Here is a 14,894-nt window from a genome sequence, read left to right on the forward strand (position 1 = left end):
ATGAAAATAATCACTTGACAGCAAATGAGGCTGCTGTAGAATGCGCGCCTCGGTTGAGACGAAAGATCTTAACCAACCGCTCTTTAACAACTGAATCAAGCAATTCGTGTGGGTGCTTGTGGAGTCAGACTGATAGTCAACAAGATTATCAGCATCACAAGTTACTCCGCGAGAAATCAAAGATGTAACCAACGATTGCTGGGCCAAGTTTAGGGTTTCTTAAAAACCCAAAGATGTTTGAACTGAAGAGTTTGATCATGGCTCAGATTGAACGCTGGCGGCAGGCCTAACACATGCAAGTCGAGCGGATGAAGGGAGCTTGCTCCTGAATTCAGCGGCGGACGGGTGAGTAATGCCTAGGAATCTGCCTGGTAGTGGGGGACAACGTTTCGAAAGGAACGCTAATACCGCATACGTCCTACGGGAGAAAGCAGGGGACCTTCGGGCCTTGCGCTATCAGATGAGCCTAGGTCGGATTAGCTAGTTGGTGAGGTAATGGCTCACCAAGGCGACGATCCGTAACTGGTCTGAGAGGATGATCAGTCACACTGGAACTGAGACACGGTCCAGACTCCTACGGGAGGCAGCAGTGGGGAATATTGGACAATGGGCGAAAGCCTGATCCAGCCATGCCGCGTGTGTGAAGAAGGTCTTCGGATTGTAAAGCACTTTAAGTTGGGAGGAAGGGTTGTAGATTAATACTCTGCAATTTTGACGTTACCGACAGAATAAGCACCGGCTAACTCTGTGCCAGCAGCCGCGGTAATACAGAGGGTGCAAGCGTTAATCGGAATTACTGGGCGTAAAGCGCGCGTAGGTGGTTCGTTAAGTTGGATGTGAAATCCCCGGGCTCAACCTGGGAACTGCATCCAAAACTGGCGAGCTAGAGTATGGTAGAGGGTGGTGGAATTTCCTGTGTAGCGGTGAAATGCGTAGATATAGGAAGGAACACCAGTGGCGAAGGCGACCACCTGGACTGATACTGACACTGAGGTGCGAAAGCGTGGGGAGCAAACAGGATTAGATACCCTGGTAGTCCACGCCGTAAACGATGTCAACTAGCCGTTGGGAGCCTTGAGCTCTTAGTGGCGCAGCTAACGCATTAAGTTGACCGCCTGGGGAGTACGGCCGCAAGGTTAAAACTCAAATGAATTGACGGGGGCCCGCACAAGCGGTGGAGCATGTGGTTTAATTCGAAGCAACGCGAAGAACCTTACCAGGCCTTGACATCCAATGAACTTTCCAGAGATGGATTGGTGCCTTCGGGAACATTGAGACAGGTGCTGCATGGCTGTCGTCAGCTCGTGTCGTGAGATGTTGGGTTAAGTCCCGTAACGAGCGCAACCCTTGTCCTTAGTTACCAGCACGTTATGGTGGGCACTCTAAGGAGACTGCCGGTGACAAACCGGAGGAAGGTGGGGATGACGTCAAGTCATCATGGCCCTTACGGCCTGGGCTACACACGTGCTACAATGGTCGGTACAAAGGGTTGCCAAGCCGCGAGGTGGAGCTAATCCCATAAAACCGATCGTAGTCCGGATCGCAGTCTGCAACTCGACTGCGTGAAGTCGGAATCGCTAGTAATCGCGAATCAGAATGTCGCGGTGAATACGTTCCCGGGCCTTGTACACACCGCCCGTCACACCATGGGAGTGGGTTGCACCAGAAGTAGCTAGTCTAACCTTCGGGAGGACGGTTACCACGGTGTGATTCATGACTGGGGTGAAGTCGTAACAAGGTAGCCGTAGGGGAACCTGCGGCTGGATCACCTCCTTAATCGACGACATCAGCTGCTCCATAAGTTCCCACACGAATTGCTTGATTCATTGAAGAAGACGATAGAAGCAGCTTTAAGCTCCAAGCTGATAGCTCACAGCTAGCAGTTACAAGCTCGAAATTGGGTCTGTAGCTCAGTTGGTTAGAGCGCACCCCTGATAAGGGTGAGGTCGGCAGTTCGAATCTGCCCAGACCCACCAATTTTGTTATGGGGCCATAGCTCAGCTGGGAGAGCGCCTGCCTTGCACGCAGGAGGTCAGCGGTTCGATCCCGCTTGGCTCCACCATAAACTGCTTCGAAAGTTTGAGAGTTTAGAAATGAATATTCGAGTTGAATATTGATTTCTAGTCTTTTGATTAGATCGTTCTTTAAAAATTTGGGTATGTGATAGAAAGATAGACTGATGGCCACTTTCACTGGTGGTGATCAGGCTAAGGTAAAATTTGTGAGTTCTCTTAGTTGAGAAATTCGAATTTTCGGCGAATGTCGTCTTCACAGTATAACCAGATTGCTTGGGGTTATATGGTCAAGTGAAGAAGCGCATACGGTGGATGCCTTGGCAGTCAGAGGCGATGAAAGACGTGGTAGCCTGCGAAAAGCTTCGGGGAGTCGGCAAACAGACTTTGATCCGGAGATGTCTGAATGGGGGAACCCAGCCATCACAAGATGGTTATCTTGCACTGAATACATAGGTGCAAGAGGCGAACCAGGGGAACTGAAACATCTAAGTACCCTGAGGAAAAGAAATCAACCGAGATTCCCTTAGTAGTGGCGAGCGAACGGGGACTAGCCCTTAAGTGACTTTGAGATTAGCGGAACGCTCTGGAAAGTGCGGCCATAGTGGGTGATAGCCCTGTACGCGAAAGTCTCTTAGTCATGAAATCGAGTAGGACGGAGCACGAGAAACTTTGTCTGAATATGGGGGGACCATCCTCCAAGGCTAAATACTACTGACTGACCGATAGTGAACTAGTACCGTGAGGGAAAGGCGAAAAGAACCCCGGAGAGGGGAGTGAAATAGATCCTGAAACCGTATGCGTACAAGCAGTGGGAGCAGACTTTGTTCTGTGACTGCGTACCTTTTGTATAATGGGTCAGCGACTTATTTTCAGTGGCGAGCTTAACCGAATAGGGGAGGCGTAGCGAAAGCGAGTCTTAATAGGGCGTCTAGTCGCTGGGAATAGACCCGAAACCGGGCGATCTATCCATGGGCAGGTTGAAGGTTAGGTAACACTGACTGGAGGACCGAACCGACTACCGTTGAAAAGTTAGCGGATGACCTGTGGATCGGAGTGAAAGGCTAATCAAGCTCGGAGATAGCTGGTTCTCCTCGAAAGCTATTTAGGTAGCGCCTCATGTATCACTGTAGGGGGTAGAGCACTGTTTCGGCTAGGGGGTCATCCCGACTTACCAAACCGATGCAAACTCCGAATACCTACAAGTGCCGAGCATGGGAGACACACGGCGGGTGCTAACGTCCGTCGTGAAAAGGGAAACAACCCAGACCGTCAGCTAAGGTCCCAAAGTTATGGTTAAGTGGGAAACGATGTGGGAAGGCTTAGACAGCTAGGAGGTTGGCTTAGAAGCAGCCACCCTTTAAAGAAAGCGTAATAGCTCACTAGTCGAGTCGGCCTGCGCGGAAGATGTAACGGGGCTCAAACCATACACCGAAGCTACGGGTATCACGCAAGTGATGCGGTAGAGGAGCGTTCTGTAAGCCTGTGAAGGTGAGTTGAGAAGCTTGCTGGAGGTATCAGAAGTGCGAATGCTGACATGAGTAACGACAATGGGTGTGAAAAACACCCACGCCGAAAGACCAAGGTTTCCTGCGCAACGTTAATCGACGCAGGGTTAGTCGGTCCCTAAGGCGAGGCTGAAAAGCGTAGTCGATGGAAAACAGGTTAATATTCCTGTACTTCTGGTTATTGCGATGGAGGGACGGAGAAGGCTAGGCCAGCTTGGCGTTGGTTGTCCAAGTTTAAGGTGGTAGGCTGAAATCTTAGGTAAATCCGGGGTTTCAAGGCCGAGAGCTGATGACGAGTTGCCTTTAGGCGACGAAGTGGTTGATGCCATGCTTCCAAGAAAAGCTTCTAAGCTTCAGATAACCAGGAACCGTACCCCAAACCGACACAGGTGGTTGGGTAGAGAATACCAAGGCGCTTGAGAGAACTCGGGTGAAGGAACTAGGCAAAATGGCACCGTAACTTCGGGAGAAGGTGCGCCGGTGAGGGTGAAGCACTTGCTGCGTAAGCCCACGCCGGTCGAAGATACCAGGCCGCTGCGACTGTTTATTAAAAACACAGCACTCTGCAAACACGAAAGTGGACGTATAGGGTGTGACGCCTGCCCGGTGCCGGAAGGTTAATTGATGGGGTTAGCTAACGCGAAGCTCTTGATCGAAGCCCCGGTAAACGGCGGCCGTAACTATAACGGTCCTAAGGTAGCGAAATTCCTTGTCGGGTAAGTTCCGACCTGCACGAATGGCGTAACGATGGCGGCGCTGTCTCCACCCGAGACTCAGTGAAATTGAAATCGCTGTGAAGATGCAGTGTATCCGCGGCTAGACGGAAAGACCCCGTGAACCTTTACTATAGCTTTGCACTGGACTTTGAATTTGCTTGTGTAGGATAGGTGGGAGGCTTTGAAGCGTGGACGCCAGTTCGCGTGGAGCCATCCTTGAAATACCACCCTGGCAACTTTGAGGTTCTAACTCAGGTCCGTCATCCGGATCGAGGACAGTGTATGGTGGGTAGTTTGACTGGGGCGGTCTCCTCCTAAAGAGTAACGGAGGAGTACGAAGGTGCGCTCAGACCGGTCGGAAATCGGTCGTAGAGTATAAAGGCAAAAGCGCGCTTGACTGCGAGACAGACACGTCGAGCAGGTACGAAAGTAGGTCTTAGTGATCCGGTGGTTCTGTATGGAAGGGCCATCGCTCAACGGATAAAAGGTACTCCGGGGATAACAGGCTGATACCGCCCAAGAGTTCATATCGACGGCGGTGTTTGGCACCTCGATGTCGGCTCATCACATCCTGGGGCTGAAGCCGGTCCCAAGGGTATGGCTGTTCGCCATTTAAAGTGGTACGCGAGCTGGGTTTAGAACGTCGTGAGACAGTTCGGTCCCTATCTGCCGTGGACGTTTGAGATTTGAGAGGGGCTGCTCCTAGTACGAGAGGACCGGAGTGGACGAACCTCTGGTGTTCCGGTTGTCACGCCAGTGGCATTGCCGGGTAGCTATGTTCGGGAAAGATAACCGCTGAAAGCATCTAAGCGGGAAACTTGCCTCAAGATGAGATCTCACTGGAACCTTGAGTTCCCTGAAGGGCCGTCGAAGACTACGACGTTGATAGGTTGGGTGTGTAAGCGCTGTGAGGCGTTGAGCTAACCAATACTAATTGCCCGTGAGGCTTGACCATATAACACCCAAGCAATCTGTAGACTCGAAAGAGACCAGATTGCGGTGTGTGAAGACGCAATGAACCGAAAGTTCGACGCTCACAAAACACCGACAGCTGTCACATACCCAATTTGCTGAAGCGAGGCCATCCGGTCACGAGTCAGTACCCGAATTTCTTGACGACCATAGAGCGTTGGAACCACCTGATCCCATCCCGAACTCAGAAGTGAAACGATGCATCGCCGATGGTAGTGTGGGGTTTCCCCATGTGAGAGTAGGTCATCGTCAAGATTAAATTCCGAAACCCCAATTGCGAAAGCAGTTGGGGTTTTGTTTTGCCTGCAGGAAAAGGCTCGGCCATTTCTCGATTTAGATTCTTGAGGAGGCGACGCTGCAGGTGTTTATCCAGTAGGGCGTTTGCCTGATCACTTTCCTCTTGTGATACGCCATGGCTACCCCGTATAAGAGCGACTTTCACTTCCGATATAAGAAAAAGGGTGCACGCATGAGCAATGCCTGGAACGAGGGATATTTCACGGACGAAGGCTACACCTACAGTTATAGCCGGGAAATCAATCCGGTTTTCCAGCGTTATTGTCTGCTGTTGCGCGGATTCGCCACGCTGGAGAGTAGCGACGGCTACCACTGTGAGCTTGGTTTTGGTCAGGGTGTTTCGATCAACATCCATGCGGCGGGTAATCCGGGCTCTTATGTCGGCACCGACTTTCACCCAGGTCAGGCGTCCCATGCCATTGCTCTGGCCAGCGACTGGGGCAGCGATGCGCGACTGTATGACGACAGCTTCGAGCAGTTGCTGGCCCGTCATGATTTGCCTCAGTTCGACAGTATCAGCCTGCATGGCATCTGGACCTGGGTCAGCCGCGATAACCACAAGTTGATCGTTGAATTCGCCCGTCGTCATCTCAATCCTGGTGGTCTGCTGTACGTCAGCTACAACTGCTTCCCGGGCTGGTCGCCCCAGGCACCCTTGCGCCAACTGTTCAGCCTGCACGACCGTTTCGCCAGTCAGGCCTCTGCACGTCCTGATCAACGTATCGACGCTGCGCTGCAGTTTTCAGAAGCGCTGCTGGCTGCAAATCCCAAATATGCCAACTCGGCGCCAGGGTTGGACGCCAAGCTGCAGAGCATCAAGGGCCAGGATCGCCAGTACGTCGCCCATGAGTATTTCAACCGCGATTGGAACTGCATGTATTTCACCGACGTGGTTGATGCCCTGGCGCCCGCCAAACTCGATTACGCCACGACAGCCGTGCCGCTGGACTCCGTCGATCCGCTCAACCTGACCGCCGAAGGCATGGACTTTCTGGAAGGCATTGAGCACCCGGTCATGCGTGAGCAGGCGCGCGACTATTTTGTGAACCAGAGTTTCCGCCGGGATCTTTATGTGCGCGGCGCCAACAGACTATCTGCTACCGAGCACCGCGAGCGTATGCTCAGCACGCGCTTCGTCCTGTTGCAGGCAGCCGACAGCGTGCCGGCCAACGTCACCGGTCCGGCAGGCGCAGCTACGCTGCAGGCAGAGATTTACGGCCCGGTACTCGCAGCACTGGCGGATGACGCCTATGTGCCGAAGACCTTGCGGCATTTGCTGGATCTTTTGCCCTCGCTGGCCTATGGCGATGTGGAACAGGCCCTCAACGTGTTGATCGGCATGGGGGCCGTGGCGCCCTGTCAGAGCGAAGCAGCCGAAAAACTGGTGCAGGCCCGCTGCAATACCCTCAACCTGCAGCTTTGCAAGCGTTCGTTGTATGGCCACAAGATACAGACCCTGGCGAGTCCGGTGACCGGAGGTGGGGTGACGGTCAGTCGCTTCCAGCAGTTGTTCCTGATATCGATCAAACAAGGCAAAAAACACCCGGCTGAATGGGCACAACTGGCATGGGGCATCATCGGCGGCCAGGGCGAAGGTCTCCTAAAGGACGGCAAGGCCCTGACCACCGCGGAAGAAAACCTTGCCGAATTGACCGCGCAGGCTCAAGCGTTTGCCGAGAGTACGCTGGTGATTCTCAAGGCTTTGAAAATCGTCTAGTCGAGAGAGGGACGGCAGGATGCCCTCGCGTCGCCTGCCGTCGACCAGACACTTCGGATTCTTGCGCAAAACCAGAACAGCACCGCGGCGGACGCGCGGTCGATGTAATGCCCCGATCAAATAATAGCGGTGACGGAAACCGGACTTTCCATAGGTACTGAAGTGAAGCGTGATACTCACCTTGTAATGCTCTTGCTGTTGGTAATCGGCTGTTCCCTGGCGTCGCTGACCATCTGGAAGATACTGGGCTCTCGGGATCGAGCACTGGATGAAGTCAATGTCCACGGGTTGAACCTGACGCAGGCACTTGCGACGTATTCCGAAGGCATTGTCCGGCAGAGCTCGCTGCTTCTGCTCGGACTCGTCGAACGTCTGGAAACCGAAGGCAGTGGCCCAGCGCAAATCGAACGGCTCAAGACTTTGATCAACCGGCAGCGACCGCTGATGCCGCAGCTCAGTGGCATCACTATCTACGACAACAAAGGTCACTGGTTGATGTCATCCAACCGACCGATTCCTGTCGGTGCCAACAGCAGTGACCGTGCCTACTTCATTCATCACCGTGACGATCCATCTCGCGAACCCTTCATCGGCCCGCCCATCCGCAGTCGCTCGAATCAGGAGTGGGTGATCACGATCAGCCGGCGTTTCAATGACGATCGCGGAGAGTTTGCCGGTGTGGTGTCGGTCACCCTGGGGGTGGAAAACTTTCTGCGTCTGTTCGGCCAGCTCGATATTGGGCAGGAGGGCGCCATTGGCTTGTCCTACACCGATGGCACGCTGCTGGTCCGTTACCCTTTCCGCGAACAGGACATGGGGCGCAACTTCTCCAATTCGCCGATCTATGCGAAGTACCTGATAGACAAATCGGTTGGCACTGCATCCTTCACGTCCAGTCTGGACGGCGTGGAACGGCTCTATGCCTTTCGCAAGAGTGAAACGTTGCCACTGATCACTACGGTTGCGCTCGGTAAGCGCGAAGCCCTGGCGGCGTGGCGATTTGAAGCGCTGCTGTCGATCGGTGTGGTTACCACATTGCTGGGGCTCACCGGCGTCATTGGCTGGTTCCTGATCCTGGATATTCGTCGCCGGACGCAGGTAGAAGGAGAGTTGCGCGATACCCAACAACAGTTGCTCGGCACGAACCGGCAACTTGAGCTGTTGGCAATGAAGGATGCGCTGACAGGCCTGGCCAATCGGCGATGTTTCGATCAGACCCTGGCGATGGAAGCGCGCCGGGCGAAGCGTGACGCAACTTCGTTGGCGTTGCTGATGATTGATCTCGACTATTTCAAACTGTTCAACGACGCCGAAGGGCACATTGCCGGCGACGCTTGTCTGCAGCAGGTGGCCAAGGTGCTTGAGACCTGCGTGCGCAGGCCATCGGACCTGGTGGCGCGTTACGGAGGGGAAGAAATGGCGGTGATCATGCCCGATACCGACAGTGACGGCGCAGCGGTCGTGGCGCAAATGATTCTGAAACGATTGGCGCAAGAGCCTATCGCTCACCGGACCAGTCCATTCGGCCGAGTGAGTGTGAGTATCGGCATCGCGGCCGCCACCGGGTCGCAACTGGACACGGTACAAGGCCTGATCGCTGCGGCAGATCAGGCGCTGTATCAAGCCAAAGGGGCGGGCCGCAATCAGCTCGCCAACAGTGTCGCCAGCGAAAGCTACTCTCCGTACACCGGGTAATCCACATAGCCTTCGGCATGGCCGCCATACACCGTGGCCGGGTTCAGCGAGTTCAGCGGCCAGCCATTGGCGATCCGCGCGGGCAGATCCGGGTTGGCCATGAACGGGCGACCGAAAGCCACGAGGTCCGCCTGTCCGGATTCAAGCAACCGCGCACCGCTTTCGGCGTTGTAGCGGCCCGCGTAGATGATCGCGCCGCTGAAGGTGTCGCGTACCGCTCGACGGAAGGTTTCCGGCATCACTGGCGCGTTGTCCCAGTCGGCTTCGGCGATGGACAGGTAGGCAATGCCCACGTCCTGCAGCACCTTGATCGCTTCGATGTAGGTGGTGTGCGGGTCATCCTCGACCATGCCCAGATAAGTCCGCGCTTCATCGGTGGTGGAGAACAGCGGCGCGAAGCGCACGCCGACCTTTTCCTTGCCGATGCATTCGGCGACGCCGCCCACCACTTCGCGCAGAAAGCGCAGACGGTTATGCAGCGAACCGCCGTATTGATCGGTGCGCAGATTGCTCTGGGCTGAGATGAACTGGTTCACCAGATAACCATTGGCACAATGCAGTTCGATACCGTCGAAACCGGCGTCCATGGCATTGCGCGCCGCCTGGATGTAGAGCTGAACCAGTTCCTGGACTTCCTCGGTGGTCAGTGCGCGCGGTGTGGATGGCGGAACCAGAGCGCCCACACCGGGCGCGGTTTCGATGAACACACTGACCCGGTCGGTGGCGATGGCGGAGGCCGACACCGGGGCGTCACCATTGGGTTGCAGGGCAGTATGGGAGACGCGACCGACATGCCATAGCTGCGCGAAAATCACGCCGTCACTGGCGTGGACAGCCTCGGTGACCTTGCGCCACCCGGCGATTTGTTCGGGAGTATGAATGCCTGGAGTCCAGGCGTAACCCTGGCCACGGGGTTCGATCTGGGTGCCTTCAGTCACCAGCAAACCGGCACCGGCACGTTGCTGGTAATACTCGGCCATCAATTCATTGGCGACATTGCCCGGTTGAGTGCTGCGCTGACGAGTCAGGGGTGGCAGGACGATGCGGTTTTTCAGGGTGTGGCGGCCCAAGGTGACGGGTGTAAAGAAACAGCTGTGGTTCATGGAAATACCTTGTTCATGGCCTAATTAGACCAGTCGACTATTCTAGTGACGAAAAAAGAACACCGTGCAACGCACACACGGTGTCCGGATCAGTTGTTCGAGGATGTAGCGGAAAGCTTCAGCCCAGCAGCTTCAGCAGTTTTTCGGCGACAGCTGCCGAGCTGGCAGGATTCTGGCCGGTCACCAGTTTTCCATCAGTCACTACATGAACCTGCCAGTCGGCAACTTTGGAATAGCGACCGCCAAGACGCTGGAACTCGTCTTCGATCAGGAACGGCACTACGTCCGTCAAACCGACGGCTGCTTCTTCGGAATTGGTGAAACCGGTCACTTCGCGATGCTGGATCAGCGGTTTACCGTCCGTATCGACCACATGACGCAGTACCCCCGGCGCATGGCAGACGAAGCCATGGGGCTTGTTGCTGCGCGCGAAGGCTTCGATCAGGGCAATCGAATGCTTGTCTTCTGCCAAGTCCCAGAGCGGGCCATGGCCACCTGGATAAAACACCGCATCGAAATCTTCGGCGCGGACGTCGGCCAGGCGACCGGTGTTCGCCAGTGCCTGCTGCGCGGTGGGGTCCTGGCGGAAACGGTCGGTTTCAGCCGTCTGAGCATCGGGCTCGTCGCTCTTCGGATCCAGCGGTGGCTGACCGCCGGCGGGCGAAACCAGGGTGACGTCGGCGCCGGCGTCCTTGAAGGCGTAGTAGGGGGCGGCGAACTCTTCGAGCCAGAAGCCGGTTTTCTTGCCGGTGTTGCCGAGTTGATCGTGGGAAGTCAAAACCATCAAGATTTTCATAGAGCACCCTGGGTTGGTCTGGCAGCGTTCATGAGCAAGGGATTCGCACAGGATCGGCACCGGGAAAAAGTTTGTCGGGGCGCAGCATAGTTTCCAATTAGACCAGTCGTCTAGTAATTTTTTTCTCTGAAGCTTTTTCATGGGCAGGTGTGGCAAACTCGCGTTCCTTTGAGATAAACGACTGGTCTATTGCCTGGTAATTCGTGCCCCATGAAACCGACCTACGACGACACCCGCCAACATTTGCTCGACACCGGCCACCGGATGATGGCCGAGAAAGGCTTCACCAGTGTCGGCCTGAACGAGATCCTGCAGACCGCCGGCGTGCCCAAGGGTTCGTTCTATCACTACTTCAAATCCAAGGAACTGTACGGCCAGGCCTTGCTCGAGGATTACTTCGTCGACTATCTGGCGGACATGGAGCGACGCTTGACGCTGCCCGGCCTGAGCGCCCATGAGCGGCTGATGGATTACTGGCAGGGCTGGCAGGATCGCTGCACTCTGGAAGGCCATGGCGACGAATGCCTGGTGGTGAAACTCAGTGCCGAGGTGGCTGACCTTTCCGAAACCATGCGCCTGACCTTGCGTGATGGTGCAGAGCGAGTGGTGGCGCGCATCAGCGAGTGCATCGAACAGGGCCAGGTCGAAAAAAGCTTGCCTGAGGGCGATGCTCGGCAACTGGCTGAAACCCTGTATCAGCTTTGGCTGGGGGCCAGTCTGCTGAACAAACTGCAACGCACGGGGCAATCGTTGGGTACGTCGATGGCGACCACGAAGCGCCTTCTGAGCGTGTGAGAAAGCAGTAGACGCAAGCGGTCGAGAGTCAGCCGCACAAACGAATGGGAATGCCTATCAATTGCGCGGCGGGTGGTATACCATCCGCCGCGTTTTGCTGGCAGTTATCCCCTTCGTTCTGGCCTATCTGTAAGGTTCTCCCCCCATGCGTCGAACTCTGCTGTCCATCTGTGTGTTGCAAACGTTGTCTCCCTTTGCGTGGGCCGAGCCATCCGATTCAACGGCGTCAGTGCTGGAGCTGGAGGCAACCGATGTGGTCGGTACCGCGGATTACGAAAGGGCAGACAGCCCGGTACACGGATATCGCGCGACCCGTTCGGCCAGCGCCACCCGAACCGATACCTCGATCCATGAAACCCCGCAGTCGATCAGCGTCGTCACCAAAGATGCGGTCGAAGACATCGGCGCCACTCGGCTGCAGGATGCACTGGATTATGCGGGCGGAGTAGGGCGAGCCAACAATTTCGGCGGCCAGGGACTGACCACGTTCACCGTGCGCGGATTTACCACCGGCGAGTTCTACCGTAATGGTTTCCCGATCAACCGCGGCTATCCGAACATGCCGGATGCCAACACCATCGAGCGTCTGGAAGTCCTGCGCGGGCCGGCGACCATGCTCTACGGCCGTGGTGATCCGGGCGGTACTTTCAATGTCGTATCCAAACAACCGTTGCCCGAGCGCACGATCACACTCGGCAGCCAGTTGAATGACCAAGGCATGCGGCGGGGTACGCTGGATGCTTCCGGCCCGCTTGATGAAGAGGGGCGTCTGGCCTATCGCCTGAACGTGGTGGGCGAGGGCGGCGATACCTTCCGCGATCACGTCGAAACCGAACGCTACGGCGTGACCCCGGTACTGACCTGGCAAGCCAGCGATGACACCCGAGTGATCTTCGAGGGTGACTTCATGCGCAACAACCATCCGCTGGACCGGGGCGCGACGCGTTATCCCCGGCAGATCGGCACCGCCTCCCGCGACACCTTCTTCGGTGAACCGGACGCCGGCAAGTTGCACAACGACAACAACATGGCGCAATTGCGCTTCGAGCATGTGCTCAATGAAGACTGGACGCTTGGCGGTGGCTTCCAGTGGCTCGACGGAACCTTGGAGGGCAATGCCATTGAAGCCAACGGCATTGCCGCCGACGGCCGGACCCTGGGACGAAATTTCAACTACCGCAAGCTGGAGTGGACGGACAAGGACACCCAACTCAACCTGACCGGTCACTTCTCCACCGGCGGCCTGCAGCACACATTGCTGACCGGTATCGAATACGAAGATTACGACTACCAGTCGATCATCCAGCGCTCCAGCGGCGCGGTGAGTGCCTATCCGATCGATATCTTCAATCCGGTGTATGGGCAGCCCCGTCCGGCACTGACGCGCACCCCGACCCACGACAAGGAAAATCTCAAGACCTACGCCGCGTTCGTACAGGATCAGGTGGCCCTGACCGATCGGCTGAAAGTCCTGGCCGGCGCACGTTTCGAGCGCTTTGAGCACGACTATGAAACCTACGTGCCCGGCGGCAAAAACTGGCAGGCCAGCGACAATGCCGTCACGCCCCGCGTCGGTGTGACCTACGACCTGACCGACACCCTCGCGGTCTACGCGGACACCGCGCGTTCCTTCAAGCCCAATACCGGCGCGAGCCGACAGGGCGGGGGCTTTGAACCGGAGAAAGGCAAGTCCTGGGAGATGGGCGTCAAATGGGAAGCGCTGGATCATCAGTTGAGCGTTGACGCGGCGATCTATCAGATTGAAAAGCGCAATGTCCTGACCACTGACCCGGTGGACTCGACTTTCAGCGTGGCTGCCGGGGAAGTGCGCAGCCGAGGGTTTGACCTCAATGTCGCCGGCAACCTGACCCCCGAGTGGCGTGTCATCGGGGGGTACGCCTACGTCGATGCCGAGGTGACCAAGGACAACGTGATCCGCTCCGGCACGCGACTGATGAACATCCCGAAAAACAGCTTCAGCCTGCTCAATGTCTATGAGTTCCAGGACGGTGCCCTCAGGGGGCTGGGTCTGGGAACAGGCCTCAAATATGTCGATGAGCGCGCCGGTCAAACGGCGAACACCGCGTTTTCGATGGGGAGCTACACCGTTGTCGACCTGCTCAGCTACTACAAGGTCAATGACAAGTTACGTCTCAATCTCGACCTGAAGAACCTGTTTGACCGGGACTACGACGAGGGTGCATTCGGTAACGTCTACGCCTATCCGGGGGCACCAAGAACGGTGCAGGTCGGTATTTCTTACACGTTGTAGTCGGGGTCTGGAATCTGTCAGCGGGGGCTGCGGCCCCCGATGACTGTGAGGCTCAGCCGGTCACACATCCTTGCGGAGTCTTTCCGGCAAAACTGTCCACCAGGCTCGCCACAACCATCTCGCCCATACGGGTGCGGGTCTGCAGGGTCGCGCTGGCGCGGTGTGGTTGCAGCACCACCTGTTCCTGGGCAAACAAGGCTTCAGGTACATTGGGCTCATCGACGAAAACATCCAGCGCCGCACCCGCGATCTCACCGGCCGTCAGGGCCGCCACCAGATCGGTTTCATTGACCAGTTTGCCGCGCGCCACGTTGATCAGGTAGCCGCCCTTGCCCAGGGCCTGCAGCACCGAGGCATCGATGATGGCCTCGGCCTTGTCGGCGGCCGCCGCTAGAATCAGCGCATCACTGTCGCGGGCCAGTTGCTTGAGGTCGGCGATGAAGGTGTGGCTGACATCGCTCATCGGTTGCAGGTCGGTGTAACTGATCGGACAGCCAAACGCGGCTGCCCGGGTGGCGACCGCTCGGCCGACCCGGCCCATGCCCACGATGCCGATCCGCATGCCGGACACTTGCCGCGCCAAAGGCAGCGGTGCCAGTGGCGTCGGGCTTTGCGGCCACTGGCCCGAACGAACGTAACGGTCACTGGTACACAGCCCGCGACACACGGCGATCAGCAAACCGATGGCCAGGTCGGCCACGTCTTCGGTCAGTGCGCCGATGGTCGCCGTCACGCGAATTCCGCGATCCCGGGCGTAGGCCAGATCAACCGCATCGGTGCCGACACCGTTGACCGCCACCACTTCCAGTTTGGGCAGTTGCGCCATCAGCGCCTGGCTGATGCCCGTGTGGCCACCGGTGATCACGCCGCGAATGTTGGCGCCGTGTTCCTGCAAATACGCCGCTTTGTCGGCCTGCTCGAAATAACGCCTGATCGTGAACAGTTCGCCGAGACGGGCATTGATTTGCGGAATCAGGATCGGGCTGAGCTGCAAGACTTCTGGCTTCATGT

The 14,894-nt window shown here is 56.6% G+C and carries 7 protein-coding genes, 2 tRNA genes and 3 rRNA genes; 9 read left to right on the forward strand and 3 right to left on the reverse strand.

Features of this window, described 5'->3' with window-relative positions; all coding sequences use genetic code 11:
- Positions 1 to 239: 239 nt before the first annotated feature.
- The 7 genes from ACEN93_RS00005 (at position 240) to ACEN93_RS00035 (ending at position 8,917) form a co-directional block, all read left to right on the forward strand.
- Positions 240 to 1,776 (forward strand): 16S ribosomal RNA (locus ACEN93_RS00005).
- A 123-nt stretch (positions 1,777 to 1,899) separates the two neighbouring features.
- Positions 1,900 to 1,976 (forward strand) — tRNA-Ile (locus tag ACEN93_RS00010).
- Positions 1,977 to 1,986: 10 nt separating this feature from the next.
- Positions 1,987 to 2,062, forward strand: a tRNA-Ala gene (locus ACEN93_RS00015).
- Between the two features lie 238 nt (positions 2,063 to 2,300).
- Positions 2,301 to 5,191: ribosomal RNA gene (locus ACEN93_RS00020) — 23S ribosomal RNA — on the forward strand.
- 156 nt (positions 5,192 to 5,347) lie between these two features.
- Positions 5,348 to 5,463 (forward strand): 5S ribosomal RNA (gene rrf / locus ACEN93_RS00025).
- The 16S, 23S and 5S rRNA genes sit together here with 2 tRNA genes alongside, the layout of an rRNA operon.
- 214 nt (positions 5,464 to 5,677) lie before the next feature.
- Positions 5,678 to 7,222, forward strand: coding sequence for a methyltransferase regulatory domain-containing protein (locus ACEN93_RS00030; protein WP_074690700.1), 1,545 nt, complete (start codon positions 5,678 to 5,680; stop codon positions 7,220 to 7,222).
- A 162-nt stretch (positions 7,223 to 7,384) separates the two neighbouring features.
- Complete coding sequence (locus ACEN93_RS00035; protein ID WP_495610813.1) at positions 7,385 to 8,917, forward strand: sensor domain-containing diguanylate cyclase; 1,533 nt, start codon at positions 7,385 to 7,387, stop codon at positions 8,915 to 8,917.
- Here the strand turns inward: ACEN93_RS00035 and ACEN93_RS00040 are convergent.
- Both ACEN93_RS00040 and ACEN93_RS00045 read right to left on the reverse strand, forming a co-directional pair.
- On the reverse strand, positions 8,896 to 10,020 hold the full coding sequence (locus tag ACEN93_RS00040; RefSeq protein WP_495610814.1) for an alkene reductase: 1,125 nt from the start codon (positions 10,018 to 10,020) through the stop codon (positions 8,896 to 8,898). The genes ACEN93_RS00035 and ACEN93_RS00040 overlap by 22 nt on opposite strands.
- Before the next feature lie 118 nt (positions 10,021 to 10,138).
- Positions 10,139 to 10,816 (reverse strand): type 1 glutamine amidotransferase domain-containing protein, encoded by a 678-nt coding sequence (locus ACEN93_RS00045; RefSeq protein WP_039770993.1) that lies wholly within the window; start codon positions 10,814 to 10,816, stop codon positions 10,139 to 10,141.
- A gap of 210 nt (positions 10,817 to 11,026) precedes the next feature.
- Between ACEN93_RS00045 and curR the strand changes: the two genes are divergently transcribed.
- Together curR and ACEN93_RS00055 are read left to right on the forward strand one after the other, a co-directional pair.
- Complete coding sequence (gene curR, locus ACEN93_RS00050) at positions 11,027 to 11,611, forward strand: TetR family transcriptional repressor CurR (RefSeq protein WP_039770995.1); 585 nt, start codon at positions 11,027 to 11,029, stop codon at positions 11,609 to 11,611.
- A 145-nt stretch (positions 11,612 to 11,756) separates the two neighbouring features.
- Positions 11,757 to 13,883 (forward strand): TonB-dependent siderophore receptor, encoded by a 2,127-nt coding sequence (locus ACEN93_RS00055; protein ID WP_495610815.1) that lies wholly within the window; start codon positions 11,757 to 11,759, stop codon positions 13,881 to 13,883.
- 52 nt (positions 13,884 to 13,935) lie between these two features.
- Here the strand turns inward: ACEN93_RS00055 and ACEN93_RS00060 are convergent, their stop codons facing one another.
- Positions 13,936 to 14,892, reverse strand: coding sequence for a 2-hydroxyacid dehydrogenase (locus ACEN93_RS00060; RefSeq protein ID WP_011333660.1), 957 nt, complete (start codon positions 14,890 to 14,892; stop codon positions 13,936 to 13,938).
- Positions 14,893 to 14,894 lie beyond the last annotated feature (2 nt).

Source organism: Pseudomonas sp. Pseusp21 (assembly GCF_059492145.1).